The organism is Pseudomonas sp. KNUC1026 (assembly GCF_021650705.1).
GTDB lineage: Bacteria > Pseudomonadota > Gammaproteobacteria > Pseudomonadales > Pseudomonadaceae > Aquipseudomonas.
This window is the reverse complement of record NZ_CP087138.1, coordinates 5,049,832-5,066,980: the sequence shown is the minus strand read 5'-3', so window position 1 is coordinate 5,066,980 and position 17,149 is coordinate 5,049,832. Positions and strand designations below refer to the sequence as shown.

General features: G+C 63.6%; 13 protein-coding genes, 6 pseudogenes and 1 riboswitch. Of the genes and pseudogenes, 7 read left to right on the top strand and 12 right to left on the bottom strand.

The genetic code is table 11. The features are described from left to right. Positions 1 to 205: 205 nt before the first annotated feature. A pseudogene (locus LN139_RS25960) lies at positions 206 to 319 on the bottom strand (hypothetical protein); the annotation flags it as partial. 250 nt (positions 320 to 569) lie between these two features. Then, positions 570 to 677: riboswitch (TPP riboswitch) on the bottom strand. Between the two features lie 149 nt (positions 678 to 826). Here LN139_RS25960 and LN139_RS23815 point away from each other — a divergent pair. Then, positions 827 to 2,284: a TolC family outer membrane protein gene (locus LN139_RS23815; RefSeq protein ID WP_236360590.1), complete on the top strand. Its 1,458-nt coding sequence runs from the start codon at positions 827 to 829 to the stop codon at positions 2,282 to 2,284. On the opposite strand, the pseudogene waaA reads toward LN139_RS23815, so the two are convergent. Then, positions 2,227 to 3,506, bottom strand: a pseudogene (waaA, locus tag LN139_RS23810) (lipid IV(A) 3-deoxy-D-manno-octulosonic acid transferase). The gene LN139_RS23815 and the pseudogene waaA overlap by 58 nt on opposite strands. A 24-nt stretch (positions 3,507 to 3,530) precedes the next feature. Then, positions 3,531 to 4,421, bottom strand: coding sequence for a LysR family transcriptional regulator (locus LN139_RS23805; RefSeq protein WP_236357516.1), 891 nt, complete (start codon positions 4,419 to 4,421; stop codon positions 3,531 to 3,533). Positions 4,422 to 4,518: 97 nt separating this feature from the next. On the opposite strand from LN139_RS23805, the gene LN139_RS23800 reads away from it, so the two are divergent. The 4 genes and pseudogenes from LN139_RS23800 to LN139_RS23785 all read left to right on the top strand — a co-directional run bounded on the left by LN139_RS23800 (position 4,519) and on the right by LN139_RS23785 (position 7,868). Further along, positions 4,519 to 4,851, top strand: coding sequence for a DMT family transporter (locus LN139_RS23800; RefSeq protein ID WP_236357514.1), 333 nt, complete (start codon positions 4,519 to 4,521; stop codon positions 4,849 to 4,851). A gap of 40 nt (positions 4,852 to 4,891) precedes the next feature. Next, positions 4,892 to 6,066, top strand: a pseudogene (locus tag LN139_RS23795) (NAD(P)/FAD-dependent oxidoreductase). Further along, positions 6,063 to 6,872: an aldo/keto reductase gene (locus tag LN139_RS23790; RefSeq protein WP_236357512.1), complete on the top strand. Its 810-nt coding sequence runs from the start codon at positions 6,063 to 6,065 to the stop codon at positions 6,870 to 6,872. The pseudogene LN139_RS23795 and the gene LN139_RS23790 overlap by 4 nt, the downstream one beginning before the upstream one ends. Positions 6,873 to 6,908: 36 nt before the next feature. Further along, positions 6,909 to 7,868 (top strand): metal ABC transporter ATPase, encoded by a 960-nt coding sequence (locus LN139_RS23785; RefSeq protein ID WP_236357509.1) that lies wholly within the window; start codon positions 6,909 to 6,911, stop codon positions 7,866 to 7,868. A gap of 22 nt (positions 7,869 to 7,890) precedes the next feature. On the opposite strand, the pseudogene hldE reads toward LN139_RS23785, so the two are convergent. The 6 genes and pseudogenes from hldE to LN139_RS25010 all read right to left on the bottom strand — a co-directional run. After that, a pseudogene (hldE, locus tag LN139_RS23780) lies at positions 7,891 to 9,311 on the bottom strand (bifunctional D-glycero-beta-D-manno-heptose-7-phosphate kinase/D-glycero-beta-D-manno-heptose 1-phosphate adenylyltransferase HldE). A gap of 72 nt (positions 9,312 to 9,383) precedes the next feature. After that, on the bottom strand, positions 9,384 to 9,983 hold the full coding sequence (gene cysC, locus LN139_RS23775) for an adenylyl-sulfate kinase (RefSeq protein WP_236357507.1): 600 nt from the start codon (positions 9,981 to 9,983) through the stop codon (positions 9,384 to 9,386). Next, positions 9,976 to 10,370: pseudogene (locus tag LN139_RS23770) on the bottom strand (sulfotransferase family 2 domain-containing protein). Before LN139_RS23770 ends, cysC begins: the two are co-directional and overlap by 8 nt. 117 nt (positions 10,371 to 10,487) lie before the next feature. Continuing rightward, positions 10,488 to 10,823, bottom strand: coding sequence for an ATP-binding cassette domain-containing protein (locus LN139_RS25020; protein WP_268944793.1), 336 nt, complete (start codon positions 10,821 to 10,823; stop codon positions 10,488 to 10,490). Beyond that, entirely contained in the window at positions 10,751 to 11,146 is a 396-nt protein-coding gene (locus tag LN139_RS25015; RefSeq protein WP_268944888.1) for an ATP-binding cassette domain-containing protein, read from the bottom strand. The genes LN139_RS25020 and LN139_RS25015 overlap by 73 nt, the downstream gene beginning before the upstream one ends. 288 nt (positions 11,147 to 11,434) lie before the next feature. Next, positions 11,435 to 12,156 (bottom strand): annotated as a pseudogene (locus LN139_RS25010) (ABC transporter permease); the annotation flags it as partial. Positions 12,157 to 12,421: 265 nt separating this feature from the next. Between LN139_RS25010 and LN139_RS23760 the strand changes: the two are divergent. Together LN139_RS23760 and LN139_RS23755 are read left to right on the top strand one after the other, a co-directional pair. Continuing rightward, a complete protein-coding gene (locus LN139_RS23760) occupies positions 12,422 to 13,522 on the top strand; it encodes an O-antigen ligase family protein (RefSeq protein ID WP_236357505.1) in 1,101 nt (366 codons plus the stop codon). Between the two features lie 95 nt (positions 13,523 to 13,617). Next, positions 13,618 to 14,244 carry a hypothetical protein gene (locus LN139_RS23755; protein WP_236357503.1) on the top strand — a complete coding sequence of 209 codons (627 nt, stop codon included), beginning with the start codon at positions 13,618 to 13,620 and terminating at the stop codon, positions 14,242 to 14,244. Here the strand turns inward: LN139_RS23755 and LN139_RS23750 are convergent, their stop codons facing one another. From LN139_RS23750 to LN139_RS23740, 3 genes are read right to left on the bottom strand one after another with little or no spacing between them, the layout of a single operon-like run. Next, positions 14,245 to 15,126 carry a glycosyltransferase gene (locus LN139_RS23750; protein ID WP_236357501.1) on the bottom strand — a complete coding sequence of 294 codons (882 nt, stop codon included), beginning with the start codon at positions 15,124 to 15,126 and terminating at the stop codon, positions 14,245 to 14,247. Beyond that, positions 15,119 to 16,273: a glycosyltransferase gene (locus LN139_RS23745; protein ID WP_236357498.1), complete on the bottom strand. Its 1,155-nt coding sequence runs from the start codon at positions 16,271 to 16,273 to the stop codon at positions 15,119 to 15,121. Before LN139_RS23745 ends, LN139_RS23750 begins: the two co-directional genes overlap by 8 nt. Further along, positions 16,270 to 17,148 carry a DUF6625 family protein gene (locus LN139_RS23740; RefSeq protein ID WP_236360588.1) on the bottom strand — a complete coding sequence of 293 codons (879 nt, stop codon included), beginning with the start codon at positions 17,146 to 17,148 and terminating at the stop codon, positions 16,270 to 16,272. Before LN139_RS23740 ends, LN139_RS23745 begins: the two co-directional genes overlap by 4 nt. Position 17,149: the final 1 nt, after the last annotated feature.

The window sequence follows — 17,149 nt, the reverse complement described above, 5'->3', positions numbered from 1 at the left end:
TGCCTTTGCGCGCATAGTGCATCTGCGACACGTTGGCCCCGGCCTTGGCGCGGCGCGGGTTGTTGACGTGGGCAAAACGCAAGGCAGCCAGCGCCGGGTCGGCGAAGCGCTGCTGGCCAAAGTCCGAGGACAGCCCGGCCAGGCGCTCGGTGTCGCCACGGTCGTCGATCCAGGCCGAGCGCACGTCGGCCAGGCCTTTGCGCACATCGATCTGCACGCTGGGGTCGGTGTAGGGGCCAGAGGTGTCGTAGACCATTACCGGCGGGTTGATCTCGCCGCCGAAGTCGGTGGGGGTGGTGTCGAGGCTGATTTCGCGCATCGGCACGCGGATGTCCGGGCGCGAGCCCTGCACGTAGACTTTCTGCGAACGGGGAAAGGGTTTGACGGACTGCTCATCGACCTGGGCCGATTCGCTCAGTGCAATCTGTTGTTGTTTTTGACTCATCGCAGGCTCTCCAACGGTTGGTTGAGCCGGGGATGAACCTGAAGGACAGCGGGCGCGGCAGCGGCGTGCCAGGCACGAAAGGCGTGAATACGCATCCCGGGCCCAACACAAGAGGGCTCGCCGGGAAGCGAGCAATCTTGTTCCCTGACGCAGGCTTCAACCTGATCAGGTTCAACGGGATCCGGATATATCCGATCTCAGCCTCTCATATGAGGCACCCCGACAAGAACTGCCCGGGAGTGTAGCCAAGTGCCGGCCTTTTGGCCAACGCCAAGGATATAACCGCACTGCCCGTGGTCGGAAAAGGCGCCGGTTCGTATACTCAGCCGGCATTCATCAGGGAGCGAAGGGATGTTCAAGCATTGTGGCTGGCTGTTGGCGATGGGCGTGCTGGGCAGTTCGCTCGCCTGGGCGCAAGGGCAGTTGGCCAGCCAGACCGACCTGATGAGCGTGTACCGCGAAGCGGCAGGCAACAACGCTGACCTGGCCGCCTCCCGTGCCGATTACGCCGCGCGCAGTGAAGCAGTGCCGCAAGCCCGCGCCGGGCTGTTGCCTAATCTTTCCGCTGGTGCGGATGTGAACGACAGCCGCCAGAGCGTGCCGGTGAGCGGCCAGGACGTGACCGCCAGCCGCAGCGGCACCAGCTGGCGCGCAACCTTGAGCCAGCCGCTGTTTCGCGCCGACCGCTGGTTTCAGCTCAAGGCAGCGCACGCCAGTGACGAGCAGGCAGCACTGGAGCTCTCGGCTACTGAACAGAACCTGATCCTGCAGAGCGCCGAAGGGTACTTTTCGGTGCTGCGCGCTCAGGATGCCCTGGCCACCGCTCGCGCTGAAGAAAACGCTTTCAAGTATCAGCTCGATCAGTCCAGCGAGCGTTTCAAGGTGGGCCTGACCGACCGCACCGACATGCTCCAGGCCCAGGCCAGCTACGACACCGCGCGCGCCAGCCGCTTGAGCGCCGAGCGCCAGGTCGAAGACGCGTTCCAGGCGCTCGAAACCCTGACCAACCGCCACTACAACGCGCTGCAAGGTGTTGTACACACATTGCCGGTGCTGGCGCCGGTCCCCAACGACGCCCGCGCCTGGGTCGACACCGCCGCCCAGCAGAACCTCAACCTTCAGGCCACCAGCCACGCCATCGACGCCGCCGAGGAAACCCTGCGCCAGCGCAAGGCCGGGCACGCGCCTACGCTGGACGCAGTGGCCGAATACCAGCGTGGCGACAACGATAACTTCCAGCTCTCCAACCCTGCTCCGCGTGATGGCCAGCGCTATGGCAGCGATGTGACCCAGCAGACCATCGGCCTGCGCCTGAACATTCCTCTCTACAGCGGCGGCCTCACCAGCTCGCAGGTGCGCGAGGCCAGCCAGCGCCTGAACCAGGCGCAATATCAGCGCGAGGCGTTGCGCCGGCAGGTGGTTGAAAACACCCGGAACCTGCACCGGGCCGTGAACACCGATGTAGAGCAGGTGCAAGCGCGGCGCCAGTCGATCATCTCCAACCAGAGCTCGGTGGAGGCCACGCAGATCGGCTACCAGGTGGGCACGCGCAATATCGTCGATGTGCTGCAGGCGCAGCGCCAGCTGTTCGCCTCGGTGCGTGATTACAACAACAGCCGCTACGACTACATCCTCGACAACCTGCGGCTCAAGCAGGCGGCAGGCACTCTCAGCCCTCAGGACCTGGAGGCGCTGGGGCGCTATCTGAAGGCCGATTACAATCCGGACAAGGACTTCCTGCCGCCTGACCTGGAGGAGAAGGCCCGCGAGCTGCTCAAGCCTCAGACGGGCGGGCCGACCGCGCGCAACGCCGCCACCAACCTGCCCAGCGCACCCTGATTGGCGCGCATCACCTCAAGCCCCGCCACGCTCATGCGCTCGGCGGCTTGTGGCAGCTCGATCAACTCGCGCAAAGCCTCTGCCAGTTCCTCGGCGTTCTCCACCACTCGCAGGGCCTGGGCTTCGCGCAGCTGAGCGGCGATGTCGAGGAAGTTGAACAGGTGTGGGCCGCTCAGACAGGGCGGCGCAGGGCCGCCGGTTCCAGCAGGTTATGGCCGCCGGTGGGCACCAGGCTGCCGCCGACGAAGGCGATGTCGGCCACGGCGTAGAGAAACAGCAACTCGCCCATGGTGTCACCCACCATCACTTGGGTATCGGCTTGCACCATCTGGCCGCTTGAGCGGCGCACGCAGGCGAAGCCCTCGGCCATGGCCAGGCGATGGACGTCATCAAAACGCTCCGGGTGGCGCGGCACCAGCAGCAACAGCGCATCCGGGCAGCTTTGCAGCAACAGGCGATGGGCTGCCAGCACGTACTCGTCTTCACCCGCATGTGTGCTGGCGGCTATCCACAGCGGCCGCGCGCTGGCCTGCCATTGCTCGCGCAAGTGCTTCGCCTGCTCGGCGAGGCCGCCGGGGATCTTCAGGTCGAACTTGATCGAGCCCGTGACCTGCACGCAGTCCGGGCGCGCGCCCAATTGGCGAAAACGCTCGGCCTCGGTTTCGGTCTGGGCGGCAATCAGCTTGAGCGCGCCGAGCATTGGCCGGGTGAGCGTGGGAAAGCGCCCGTAACCCTTGGCCGAACGTGCCGACAGGCGAGCGTTGGCCAACGCCATGGGAATGCCGCGCACAGCGCACACGTCGACGTAGTTGGGCCACAGCTCGGTTTCCATCACCACCGCCAGGCGCGGGCGGATGTGGTCGAGAAAACGGCGCACCATCCACGGCAGGTCATAGGGCAGGTAGCAGTGGTGCACGCGAGGCTCGCTGGCGAACAGCGCGCGGATGCGCTCGGAGCCGGTAGGCGTCATGCAGGTCATGACGACTGGCATTTCGGGATATTCCGCCAGCAGCTCACGCACCAAGGGGGCGGCGGCGATGCTTTCACCTACCGACACTGCGTGCACCCAGATGCCCTGAGTGGGCAACGGTGGCAGGCCCAGGGCGAAGCGCTCGCCGATGCGCTGGCGATAGGCTGGCGCCTTGCGCCCGCGCAGCCACAGGCGCAGGGCGATCAGCGGCAGTGCCAGGGTAAATATCAGGGTATAGAAGTGTCTGTTCATGGCCGCGGAGTGTACCTCAGCCGGTCAGCCGATCGCGCGCAGATGCGCAGCGAAACGTTGTGCCAGCCAACTGGCGACCGGGCCGAGGGCTTCGTCGCGACGCCACAGCAACTCCACCACCAGTGCCGGCGGCACCCAGTCGCTGCGCAGCTCCACCATCCGCCCGAGGTAGGCCGGGTATTGCACCACATGCCGTGGCAGCCAGGCCCAGCCCAGGCCACGCATGAGCCATTCGGCCATGGCGTAGAAACTGTCGGCGCGCCAGGCCTGCGGGCTGATCTGCTCCCCGCCCGCGTAGCTGCTGCCCGGCATCGCCATCAGCAGTTGTCGATGCCGGGCCAGCTCACGGCGGGTGACGCTGGCAACCTCCGTCAGCGGATGGCCCACCGGGCACACCGTGACCATCTCCACGCTGCCGAGCGCCCGCCGCTCCAGCGCCTGCGGCATGCGCTCGTGGCTGAAGGCCAGGCCAAGGTCCGCCTCCCGCGCAAGCAAACGGGCCACCACCGCACCTTGGGCGGCGCTTGCCAGTTGCACTTCGATCAAGGGGTGGCGGTCGGCGAGCTCTGCCAGGCTGTCGAGCACCGGCTGGTAGGGCATGGCCTCATCGTGAGCCAGGCACAATCTGGGCTCCTGGCCACGTAGCAACGCCGCAGCGCGGCCGTCGAGGCGTTCGCTCTGCCTTAACAGCTCCCGCGCCTCCTCCAGCAACGTGGCGCCAGCCTCGGTGAGTTGGGGCTGGCGGCCGCTGCTGCGCTCGAACAGCTGCACACCCAGGTCATCCTCAAGCGTAGCCACCGCCGCACTGATGGCGGACTGCGCCTTGCGCCTGTCCCGAGCGACCGCCGAGAACGAGCGCTGCTCGGCTACGGCGACGAACAATTCGATCTGCTCCAACGTCCAACGCAGCGCCATAATCTATCTCCAAACCAGATAGGTAATGACTTTACCGCATCTGAGCCGAGCGGGAGAATCACCTCATTCACTGGCCCGTACTGAAGAGGGTTATCTCATGACTGCCTACTACTACCTGGTTATCGCCATCTGCGCCGAAGTGATCGCCACCTTGTCGATGAAGGCGGTCAAAGGCCTGAGCACTCCGTTGCCACTGCTGCTGATGGTGCTGGGCTACGGCATCGCGTTCTTCATGCTGACCCTGGTGATGCGGCAGATTCCGGTGGGGGTGACTTACGCCATCTGGTCGGGGCTGGGGATCGTGCTGGTGAGCGTGGCGGCGGTGTTCGTCTACGGCCAGAGGCTGGACCTGCCAGCCATCGCCGGCATGGGCCTGATCGTGAGCGGGGTGCTGGTGATCCAGCTCTTCTCGCAATCCTCCGGGCACTAGGTTGATATACTCGCGCCTTTGTCCCCCAACGAGGTGCCCGATGGCCGAGGTTGTTTCCACAGACGTGCTGATCGTTGGCGCGGGTATCGCCGGGCTCTGGCTCAACGCCCGCCTGCGCCGCGCCGGCTACTCGACCGTGCTGGTGGAAAACGCCACCCTGGGCGGTGGGCAGAGCCTGAAATCCCAGGGCATCATCCACGGCGGTACCAAGTACGCCCTGCATGGCGCCCTTACGGGTGCCTCCGAGGCCATTGCCGAAATGCCGGGGCGCTGGCGCGAGGCGCTGGCTGGTAATGGCGAGCTGGACCTTTCTCCCGTGCGGCTGTTGTCGGACGCGCACTACCTGTGGTCGCCGGGCACCCTGGCCGGTAACCTCACCAGCTTTTTCGCGAGCAAGGCCGTGCGCGGCCGCGTTGACGCGGTCAAGGGTGACCAGTTGCCGCCGGCGCTTCAGCATCCCAAATTCAAAGGCAAGGTTTATCGCCTGGCGGAGCTCGTGGTCGACACACCAAGCCTGATAGCCCGCCTGGCCGAGCTGGGTGCCGGTAGCCTGCTGCGCGGCGAACACATTACGGCATTGCATGAAAGCGGCGAGCTCACGGGCCTGGTCGTCGATGGCCGCGCTATTCGCGCCCAGCGTGTGGTGCTCAGCGCCGGCGAAGGCACGGCAAGCCTGCTCGCCGCTCTTGAGGTGAAGGAGCCGGCCATGCAGCGCCGGCCGTTGCACATGGTGCTGGCCAAGGGCGCTGCGCTCAAACCACTGTACGCCCACTGCCTGGGCGGCGGGCCGAAGCCGCGTATCACGGTGACCACGCACCCAGCCGCTGACGGCCAATGGGTCTGGTACCTGGGTGGCGATATCGCCGAGGGTGATGCAGTGGCACGCTCACCGGAGCAACAGATTGCCGCCGCCCAACGCGAGCTGGCCGACCTGATGCCCTGGCTCGACCAGAGCGGCCTGCACTGGGCCACCCTTCGCGTTGACCGCGCGGAGCCTGCACAATCCGGCCTGGTACGCCCGACAACGCGTTCCTCGCCGACCAGGGCCGCCTGCTGGTGGGCTGGCCGACCAAGCTCGCATTGGCACCGGACTTCTCCGACCGGGTCTTCGCCGCGCTCGAGCGTGACGGCATCCAGCCCCAGCCCCACCCGGCCCTGCCCGAGCTGCCCCGGCCGGCATTGGGCCAGGCCCCTTGGGAGGCCCTGCTGCCATGAGCCTGCCCACACTGCACGCGCACCATCGCCGCCTCGGCGCCAACGGCCCGCTGGTCTCACCTCTGGGGCTGGGTACGGTGAAGTTCGGCCGCGACCAGGGCGTGAAATACCCCAGCGGCTTCACCATCCCAAGCGACGAAGAAGCCCGCATGCTGCTGCGCCAGGCCCACGGGCTGGGCATCAACCTGCTCGACACTGCACCTGCCTACGGCGTGAGCGAAGAGCGCCTCGGCCCATTGCTGCGGGGGCAGCGCGATGAGTGGGTGATCGTCAGCAAGGTGGGCGAAGAGTTTGTCGGCGGCCAGTCCAGCTTCGACTTCAGCGCGGCCCACACGCGGCTCTCGGTGGAGCGCAGCCTCAAGCGCCTGGAAACCGACCGGATCGACCTGGTGCTGGTGCACTCCGATGGCCAGGATTTGCGGATCCTGCAGGAGGAAGGCGTGTACGAGACGCTGGCCGAGCTCAAGCGCGAGGGTAAGCTGCTGGGCTTCGGGTTTTCCGGCAAAACCGTAGAGGGTGGGCTGCTTGCGCTTGAACGCGGCGACTGCGCCATGGTCACCTACAATCTGAACGAGCGCGCGGAGCGCCCGGTGATCGACCATGCCCTGTCACATGGCAAGGGCATTCTGGTGAAGAAGGCTTTGGCCAGCGGGCATGCCTGTCTGGCCGGGCAAGACCCGGTACGCGCCAGCTTCCAGTTGCTGTTTGGCGAGCCAGGGGTCACCAGTGCTATCGTCGGGACCATCAACCCCGTGCACTTGGCACACAATGTGGCTACGGCCGCCGCCGTGATTGCCGGCCGATGATCGCGAGCGGCCCGGCGCCCTGACCAAGGACCCTGTATGCCGCAAACGTTGATCCGCAAGAACCCTGGCAACTTCAAGACCCTACCGCTGTTCGTGGAGGCCACGCCCCAGGCGCTGGCCTACCAGAGCGTGGGCATGCCGCAGAATTTCGCGCAAACCCTCGAGCGCCGCCAACCCATCCAGATCGGCGACCCAGAGCAATTCTCTACCGAGCTTGCCAACCTGGGCGTTTCAGTGCGCCTCACTCTGGCCTGGCAAGGCCGCGACTACTGGGTGCTGGTGCGCCAGCGCCGCGAAGACCGTGGCGACGTGGTGCTCAAGCTGATCTCCGGCTACGTTCCAGCCCATGAGTTGAACCTGCCATTGCACACTGCCGTGCAGGAAGTGGCAGAGGAGTGCCTGCTGGAAACGCCGAGCGGCTGGCTCAACGGCCGCTTCAAGGACACCTGGCTGCCGGATGCCTATGCCGGGGCGTTGAAGTACCGCGAAACTCCGAGCTTCGACCTGATTCCCAAAGCCGGTGCCGCGCGCACTGTGCTCTGCGGTGCCCAAGCGCTGATCGAGCAGCCGCGAGCGTACGTCCACCTGCCAACAGCCTCGCTGCAACTGGTCTACGACCTGCGCCTGGAAGTGCCCAAGGAAGCCAAGGGCCTGAGCCTCTATCACGTGGACGAGCGGCTGGAGAATGACCAGTTGGTGGCCCGCCTGAGCCGCAGACGGCCCGACCTCTACCTCATTCCGCTGGAAGGCGGTAACCCCCTGCCGGAGCTCTACACCTTGCGCAAGGGAGAGCTGCATGCCGCGCCCACGCGCGGGCTGTTCCTGGCCGAAAGCTTCGCCAGCCAGGAAGGTTGGGTGGTGCGCGAGGAGCGAGTGAAGTGGAAAGACTGGCTGCACCGCCAGGGCCTGGAAGTGCCGGCGGTGCGCAAGAGCGGGCTGAAGAAGGTGGCGACGAAGGCCAAGGCGTTGATCAGGCTGGCGCGGCACAAGCTGTGAACCGCGCCGGGTGGCCAACCGGTCAGCGGCTGCGGATTTTCTCGACGATCGCAGTGGTGGAGCTGTTTTCCACCAACCCCAGCACACGAACTTCGCCGCCGTAGGATTTGACGATGTCGGCGCCGACCACCTGGTCGATGCCGTAATCGCCACCCTTGACCAGCACGTCAGGGCGCACTTGCTCCAGCAGCTTCTCGGGGTGCCTTCGGCGAAGCTGATCACCCAGTCGACAGCGCCCAGGCCTGCCAGCACGGCCATGCGCCGGTCGACGCTGTTGATCGGCCGGCCTGGGCCCTTCAGGCGGCTCACCGACGCATCATCGTTGACCGCCACGATCAACCGGTCGCCTTGGGCGGCGGCCTGCTCCAGATAGGTCACATGGCCGGCGTGCAGGATATCGAAGCAGCCGTTGGTGAAGACGATGTTCTCACCGTGAGCGCGGGCGTCTTCGATGGCCAGTTGCAGTTGTTCAAGCGTCAGCACGCCACGCTCGGACCCCTCGGCCCGTGAAATCGCACGGCGCAGCTCAGGCGCGCTGATGGCGGCGGTGCCGAGCTTGCCGACCACGATCCCGGCGGCCAGGTTCGCCAGCGCCACGGCATGGGGCAGCTCTTCTCCGGCGGCCAGCGACGCGGCCAGGGTGGAGATGACCGTATCGCCGGCGCCAGTCACGTCGAACACTTCGCGGGCGCGGGCCGGCAAGTGCAACGCCTGATGGCCCGGGCGCAGCAGGGTCATGCCGTGCTCTCCACGGGTCACCAGCAGCGCCCCCAGTTCAAGATCAGCCATCAGGCCTGCGCCCTTGGTCACCAGCTCCGCCTCGTCGGCGCAGCGGCCGACGATGGCCTCGAACTCGCTCAGATTGGGGGTAATCAGGCTGGCGCCGCGATAGATGGAAAAGTCCTTGCCCTTGGGGTCGGCCAACACGGGAATGTTGCGCGCACGGGCGGCCTGGATCAGCTCCTGGTGGTTCTTCAATGCGCCCTTGCCGTAGTCGGACAGCACCAGCACCTTGACGCCATCGAGCAAGGCGTCGACTTCGGCGCTCAGGTGCACGGGGTCGGTGGCAAAAGGCTCTTCGAAGTCGATGCGCAGCAGTTGCTGATGGCGGCTCATCACTCGCAGCTTGACGATGGTGGGCTGGTGGGCGATGCGCTGGAAGCCGGTGCGCACACCGGCAGCCTTGAGGCTGGCGAGCAGGCTTTCGGCGGCTTCGTCTTCGCCGGTAACGCCCACCAGGGCAGCGGGCGCGCCGAGGGCGGCGATGTTGAGCGCGACGTTGGCGGCGCCGCCCGGGCGGTCTTCGATCTGCTCGACCCTCACCACCGGCACCGGGGCCTCGGGCGAAATGCGTGAAGTGCCGCCATGCCAGTAGCGGTCGAGCATCACATCGCCAACCACCAGGACCGGGGCCTGCTCGAAACGCGGCATCGACAACTTCATGGAACAACCCATCTACAAAATGAACAGGGCCGGGATATCAGCACAGCCCAGCCAGCGGCCCGACAGCCCCCTTCAACCTGCCTGCAACGCCGCTACCAACCGAGACGTGGCCTGCTCAAGCGGCAGCGCGGCGGTATCGATCACGAAATCAGCGCCCGCAGGGGCCTCGTAAGGGCTGTCGACCCCGGTGAACTGCCGTACTCGGCCTTCCCTGGCTGCCCGGTACAGGCCCTTGGGGTCCCGCCGAGCGCACTCCTTGAGCGATGTACTCACGTGCACAAGGAAAAATTCATGCTCGGCAAAAAGCGCACGAGCGGCCTGCCGGTCTGCCTCGAACGGTGAAATCGCCGCGACGATCACAATCAACCCGGCGTCCACCATAAGGCGGGCGACTTCGGCCATGCGGCGGATATTCTCCCGGCGCTCTTCCGGGCCCATGCCCAGATCCTGGCACAAGCCCGCCCGCAGGTTGTCACCATCGAGCACGAAGGTGTGCTGGCTGCGGCTGAGCAACGCCATTTCGAGGTGGACTGCAAGGGTCGACTTGCCGGCGCCAGAGTAACCGGTCAGCCAGATACAACGGCCACGCTGCCCCTTGAGCGCAGCCCGCTGCCAGGGCTGTACGGTAAGAGCGAAGGGGTGGATGAAGCCTGCCTGGGATAGGTCATTCATAGCCAAGCAACTCATAGTCGCGGCGATAGACCTGACGTATCCGCTCCCGCGTTGTGGTGCTGGCGACTTCCAGCGCACTGGGCACCTGGCGCTCGAGTGAAACGTTGCGCGTGGGCAGCGTCGACGTGATATCGAGGTGGCGGCAGACACTTGCGAAATCTTCCTGAAGGTTCTCGTGCCGCCCGATGAAATCCATGGCCAGCCGCCCCAGGCCATTGACCAGGAAACTGGGATGAACAGGCAGTGTTTGTCAGTAAAGGCTGAGGGGAATCGAATGTTGGCCGACATCGCACGGTTGACGACCTGGCGGTCGATCACTGACAGGCGGTGGAGCAGAAAAGTACGCTGCGCCTTGGGCAGCAGCTTCCATACGAAGCGTTGCAGCATCGCAGTGTCCTCGGTTCGTTGCGAAACCGGGACACTAGCAAAGCGGCTATGGCCTTATTATCGAGCAGTGGTATCGGCAGCGTCCGCGGCCGGATGCGAATACTGGCAGCATGCCCCTCAGATGGCTGGCTCGCTGCCAGGCTCCTCCAGCCCCATGGCGTGCAGGCGCGTGTAGTAGCCATTCATCGTGAGCAACTGAGCGTGTGTACCCCGCTCGACGATGCGCCCCTGATCCATCACCAGGATCAGATCGGCTTTTTCGATGGTGGACAACCGGTGCGCGATCACCAGCGTTGTGCGGCCTTTCATGACCTGATCCAGCGCACCCTGGATATGCCGTTCCGACTCGGTATCCAGTGCCGAGGTGGCTTCATCGAGGATCAGCAAGGGGGCGTTCTTGAGCAGTGCACGGGCGATGGCCAGGCGCTGGCGCTGGCCGCCGGAGAGCAGCACACCGTTTTCGCCCACAGGCGTGTCGAAACCTTGCGGCAACTGATCGATGAAGCCCTTGGCGAATGCAGCCTCGGCGGCGGCCTCGATGTCCTCGCGAGGGCATCGGCGAGATCACCGTAAGCGATATTGCGTGCCACGGTGTCGCTGAACAGGGTGACCTGCTGGGTAACCTGTGCGATGTGCTGGCGCAGGTTGAGCAGCGTGTAGTCCTGCACGTCGACGCCATCGAGCAGGATCTGCCCCTGGCCGTGCTGGTAGAAGCGCGGGATCAGCGCCGCCAGGGTGGACTTGCCACTGCCTGAGCGCCCGACCAGCGCAACCATCTGCCCGGGTTCGGCAACGAAGCTGATGCCATGCAGCACCTGCTTGTCGGTACCGGGGTAGGTGAAGTCCAGCCCCTGAACCTCCAGCCGGCCATTCACGCTCTCACGCGTGACGTTGCCGTGGTCGACTTCGCACGGCTCGTCGAGCTGCTCGAAGATGCTTTCGGCACCCGCCACGCCGCGCTGGACGGTAGAGCTCACTTCGGACAACTGGCGAATCGGCTTGGGCAACAGGCCTGCCAGAGTGATGTAGGCCACCAGGTCACCGGCGGATGCATCACCGCGCATGTACAGCACCAGGAACATCAGCACCGCCATGGCGCTGTAGATCACCAGCTGCAGCATGGGGGTGTAGATCGAGCCGGTGCGGGTCATGCGCAGTTGTTTGTCGGTGTTGCTCTGGCTGGCAGCCTCAAAACGTTCCCGCTCGTAGGCTTCACCACCGAAACTGCGCACCACGCGGTAGCCCTGGATGGTTTCCGACGCCACATGCGTGACATCCCCATGGCCACCTGAATCTTCTTGCTCTGCTTGCGGAAAGTGCGGCTGGCTCGGGTCACCATGAAGCCGATCAGCGGGAGGATGGCAACCATGACCAGCGTAAGGCGCCAGTTCATCAGCAGCAGCGAGCCGAACAGGAACACCACGGTCATGCCTTCGCGGATGACCACCTTGATCGCGTCGGTGGCAGCGCCAGTGACCATCGTGACGTTGAAAGTGATGCGCGAGATGAGGTGGCCAGAGTTGTTACGGTCGAAGTAACGGTTGGGCAACGTCAGCAAATTGTTGAACAACTGCACACGCAGGTCGTGCACGAGGCCCAGTGAAACCTTGGCCAGAAAATAGTTGCCCAGGTAGGAGCCTATGCCTTGCCAGGCGGCGATCACAATGATCAGCAGCGGCACCGCCTGCAGCAGTTGCAGGTCGCGAAGGATCGGCACGCTTGGGAAAAGCCGAGCGTTCGGGTCGGACAGGCCATCGACGAAATACTTCAGCACGTAACCCAACATCGGTTGAGTGGAGGCGAAGATCAGAAAGCCTACGATGCTGAGCAGAAAAAGGCCGATATACGGCCGGACATAACCTAACAGCCGGAAATAAATCTTCAGGCTCGAAGGGCTGGCGCTGGCTGGGCTTTCGGACATGGAGTGAACAACTGCTTGGCTGGGGAAATGGCGCACTTTAACACAGCACAGGTCGGTTGGACGTGGCAGTGCGGGCGCCATACCGTTAACATCGCGCCTTCGCAACGGGTTACAGGACAGCTTTCAAGACATGCCAGCCAGCCAACCGAGGGTTTACGCCGACCGGGCTTTCGATGCCATAACGCAATGGATATTGCCCTTCGGGCTGCTTGCCTTCCTTTGCGGCATGTTTGTACTGCCGGGTCGCGGGCCCCTGCAAACTCTCTATTACCTGTTCCTGGCACTCCCTACACTTGTGGCTTTGCTCCTGCGGCCCCGTGAGTTATTGGTAGCACTGCGCGAGCCGATCGTGTTGCTGGCACTTGGCTTGGCCGCGTGGGCGGTGGCAAGCATTGCCTGGAGCGACACCACTGACAGTGCAACAAGCCTGGCGAAGCGCCCACTGCTAATGCTGCTGCTTTTTCCTGCTCTTGCACTGATTGCCCGACACCGTCTCGAAGCCCTGCCGGCGCTCGTGAAGATTGCAGCGACAGTCACAACGCTGTTCACAGCCGAGTTTCTTGTCAGTTATGTTGCCTACCCCACCGTTGAAACGCGCTTTGTCGGCGGCGGAGCTTTCGACAATCCGCTATTGAGCGCGCACCTCTTCGGTTTTTTCTGTACTTATTGGCTCTACCGGTGCTTGAGCGAGCGTAACCCCTTCACTTTCGCCTGGTGTGCTGCAGGTGCCCTGATCACATTTGCCGCAGTTCTCGCTACAGGCTCTCGCACACCATTGATGGCGCTATCGCTGGCGGTGGGGTGGATGGCGCTGGTGAACAGGGACAAACGCAGCGTTGGCCTGCTGTTGGCAGGCTTGGTAGCTGGCGCCCTGACATTCCTGGTGTTTCATCAGGAGCTGATGAGCCGCGGTAGCTCATATCGCTTCGATATATGGAAAATCGTGGCTGGCCACATTGCCGATCATCCGTGGAAGGGGCATGGGTACGATGCCGAGCTGGTGGTCGATGTGAACGTTGGTTACATGCTGGCCGAGCCGCACAACTTTGCACTGGGCGCACTGTACTACTTGGGTATTATCGGCTTCATCCCATGGGCAGGGGTGCAGCTGGTCGCATTGAGGTGCGGCTTGCAGCTTCGGCACCAGCCGCTGCTGGTGCTGGGTAGTACATGGTTGATTTTCGGCATTAGTAGCGGCCTGACCGAGGGCGGCGGAGTGTTCTCGCCCTGAATGAACACTGGTATCTGCTCTGGTTGCCCTTGGCCTGGATCGCGGCACTGGCCATTGCGCACCGCAGCGGTGGGCTTCCCACAATCCAGCCAAGCGTGCCCTGCGCAGCGGATCGGCAAAGCATCGAACAAGGCAAGGTGATTGAGGCCGACGGCCTGGGCGCCAAAGTGGTCGAGCTTGCAGACGGCAGCTTCGTCAAACTGTTTCGCGCCCGCGGCCTGTTTACCAGCAACAGTTTTTATCCGCTGGCGCAACGCTTCGCCGATAATTGCTTTTTCCTGAACCAACGTGGCATCACCGCCCCTACGGTGCTGGCACTGTGGGACATGGGCGCAGGGGCCGCTGCTGTGCGCTATCGCCCCCTGCCCGGCCAGACGCTGCGCCAAGCGCACACAGGTACTGCAGACGCCGCAGGCCTGGCTCGTGCGTTCGGCGCCTTCATGGCCCAGGTGCACGAACAAGGCATCTATTTCCGCTCCATGCACTTGGGCAACGTATTGATCGACGAGCAGCAGCGGTTTGCCTTGATCGACGTGGCCGATATGCGCTTGCTGCCCTCACCGCTCAGGGCCAGCCTGCGCCAGCGCAACCTGAAGCACATCCATCGCTATTCGGAAGATGCCCAATGGCTGTTGGCCAGCGAAGCGGGGGCCTTCAGAGCGGGCTATGCCACACAGGCCGGCCATGGCCCTGCAGAGCGTTTGATGCTGACCTCAGCCTGATCAGGCTTTCCTGTAAGGCAGCACATAGCGAATCAGGCCACGGACGGTCTTGCCGTTGAAGCGTTTCAAGGGGATCTGCGCTAGCAGTTCTCGGGCGAACGTGCGGTCACGGTTGGAGACTTTCAGGAACATCGAGTTGAGAAAGCGGTACTTTACGTACTCATACTGCGGGTGGTCGCTGAACAACGCGTAGCTTCGCAGGATGGCATCTGTCATAAAGCGCAGGTTCTTGTAGGAGTTGGTGGCGTGCTTGCGATAGCGCGCCATAAGCACATTGAGCCCGTCGATGTAATAGCCTGCACGGGTGATTTTCAGCTCGATCAACAGGTCTTCCAGGCGGATGCGCGGGTCGAACCCGCCTACCGCCTCCAGTGCCTCACGGCGAATCAGCAGCGTCGGCGCAGGCGGATACGGCTTGCGCTCCATGAACATGTCGTCGAAATCCAGCCGACGAAACGGTATGTCACGATTCTGGCGCTTTTCCGGATAGAGCTTGCCATCGGCGTCGATCAGCTCGATGTTGCCGCAGCAGATCCCGACTTCCGGCTTGCCGTCCATGTGCGCGACTTGAGCACTGATGCGCCCCGGGAGCATGACGTCGTCCGAGCCGAACGGCGCAATCAACGAACCGCGGCAACGGGCGACAACGCCATTCAGGGTGTTGGTCAACCCTTGGTTCTGCTGCACCCGAAAGTCGAAACCATGCTGTGCCTGCAACCGCTCTATGCGCTGGACACTGTCGTCGGTTGAGCCGTCGTCGACCACCAGCAGCTCGATGTTGAGGTAGTCCTGTGCCAATACGCTGAGAATACATTCCTCGATGTAGGGACCATGATTGTAGGAAGCGATGATTACGCTTACCAATGGGAGGCTGTCAGCCACGAGTACACTCCATCGCAAGGCTATTTTCTATGAATTCAAGGTAGGCCTGGCGGAACGGCTCGATAGCGTGGTGCTGGCAGAGATAGGCGAAGGTTTCGCTCCCCTTTTCACGTAATTGCTCGTCCGGCATTGCCAGGTAGGTATCCAGGGCCTCGGCCAAGCTGTCGATATCTCCAGGCGCAACCGCAATACCACCTGCACCCTTGATCAGCGGGAGCATGGCCGGCACATTCGAGGCAATTACGGGTAGCTCGCCACTCATGCCTTCGAGCAGCGCAAGGCCAAGCCCCTCAGCCAACGACGGCATGGTCCACACGTCGAAGGCGCGCACATACTGCAGCGCATCAGCCTGGAACCCCAGCAGGTGAGCCCGCCCCGCCAGGCCCAGGTCACCGATCTGCCGCCGCAGGTTGGCTTCTTCGCGGCCCGCGCCGATGATGGCCAGCTCAACGTTCGGATAACGGTCCATCAGCCGCGCGAACGCTTGCAACAGGAAAGTATGGCCTTTGACCGGCACTAGCCGCCCCAAGGCACCGATCATCCGGGCGTCCTGGCGCAACCCCAGAGCGGAGCGGGCAGCTTGCCGTTCCAGTTGCAGGCCCCGCGCCTGGTCGATATCGATGGCGTTGGTGATGGCGACGGTATTGCCAGGTGTGAAGCCGCAACCCAGGCCCAACAGGTATTCGCGCACAGCTGGCGATACGCCGATGAAGCGCCAGTGCCGGTCGATGCTCTTGTGCGCTTGCCGGCGCCTGTAGGCTCGGTCGTATTCACCGAAACCATGTACGATTCCGATACACAGCGGGATCTTCAGCCAACGATTGAGCTGCATCATCATGTTCACCGGCTTGAACCGGTTGCAGATGACCGCGTCGAAGCCTTCTGCCTTGCAGAACCGATAGAGGCGCCACAAGGCGCCCAGCCGGCGCACACCCTTGAGCGCAGTCTCGCTCATATCGAAGTAGACACTGCGGGCAGCACGGCTTTCCGGCTCGCCAGCGCCGGGGCGACCCCGCAGGAACGCTTGCGTGACCTGGTAGCGCTCAGCCGGCAGGGCCTTGACGATCTGTTCGGACAAGTCCGCGAAGTCATGACGCTTGATGTTGTAGTCAGGGTGCAGCTGCAAAATCTTGAAGGGCTTGCTCATGGTTCTCCAGGGTGAAACCCCTCGGTGTCGACGATCCAATGCCCGCTTGCGGCGATGGCCGACAATATGGAGGCATTCTGGGGCGCGAGTTCGCGCCACTCGTTGCGTTTCCAGCAGGCGAAATGAAAGTAGGGGTATGGCCCAGCATCAAGATCGTTGCCGACCTTGCCTGAGCGCCAGTACCACCGTTCGGGAAACTCATGGCGGCCGTCGCGCCACGCAATGCAGCCATTCGGCGTGGTATAGGCCTCCTGAAACAGGCTGGCACGACGCAGCGGGTTGAACAGGCCAACTAACTTGAACAGCGGCCTGGGGAAGTTCTTGCGCCACACGAACAAGCGGCTGAACGCGCCTTCGTCCATCGCATGATGCTGGGGGTCGCTGAAACGCTGCTGCCACTGCTTCATTCGCATGAACAGCTGCCGATAGCGGGCAGTGTTGCGCAGCACGCACAGGTGCCCGGCCACTCGCCGGGCATGAGTGGTGAGCACATCGTAGCGCTTGAGCCGGGCGTCACTCAGCCAGGCGCGCAAGTCGCCATAGAACAGATCGAGATCGCCGAAAGCCCAGAATTCATAACCCTTGAGGTCATTCTCATGGATATGCCCAAGGGCTGGCTCGATATCGCACAGCTTGTAAGGGTTGGCAGGTGCGAACTCGATGCCCATGCGCTGCGCGGCAAGCGCGCAGTAGTCGGCGTAGCTGATCGAGCGCACGCGCACATTGGGCGGGAGGTTGTCCGGCACCGGACAATCACTGAACAGCAGCCAGTCAATGTCTGGGTTGGCACGGCAACTCTGCACAAAGAACGGCATCCAGAACGGCCAGGCGCCGAAATACGGGATCAGGAACAGGATTGGCGGGCGGTTCACAATG